This window comes from Aeromonas sobria (assembly GCF_050266975.1).
Taxonomy (GTDB): domain Bacteria; phylum Pseudomonadota; class Gammaproteobacteria; order Enterobacterales; family Aeromonadaceae; genus Aeromonas; species Aeromonas sobria_B.
Genome location: NZ_JBKISU010000114.1, coordinates 1 through 381, shown reverse-complemented (window position 1 = coordinate 381; position 381 = coordinate 1). Strand labels below are relative to the sequence as shown.

At 58.0% G+C, this 381-nt stretch carries 1 protein-coding gene; it reads right to left on the bottom strand.

Annotated elements, in window-relative coordinates:
* A partial coding sequence (locus ACLHZ1_RS20675) for an IS256 family transposase (protein ID WP_427263547.1) occupies positions 1-381 on the bottom strand: 381 nt, incomplete at both ends.

Sequence of the window (381 nt, the reverse complement as noted above, 5' to 3'; positions counted from 1 at the left end):
TGGTGTAAATCACCTTCCGGATGGCGGGGGGATAATCGAACAGCGTGATCAGATTATCCCAGTTACCCTGCCAGGAGCGCGCTATTTGCGGGTACTGGCTATCCCAGCGCTCGCCGAAGGCCGCCAGTGCCTGCTGAGCTTCACGTTCTGTCGCTGAGTGGTAGATCTGCTTCAGATCCGCCGTCACCGCCTTGTAGTCCTTCCAGGAGACATAGCGCAGCGAGTTGCGGACCATGTGGACGATGCACAGTTGGACCTTGGTCTGGGGATACTCCACGGCAATGGCATCAGGGAAGCCCTTGAGACCGTCCACACACGCAATCAGGATGTCTTCCAGACCGCGGTTCTTCAGCTCGGTCAGGACCGACAGCCAGAACTTTG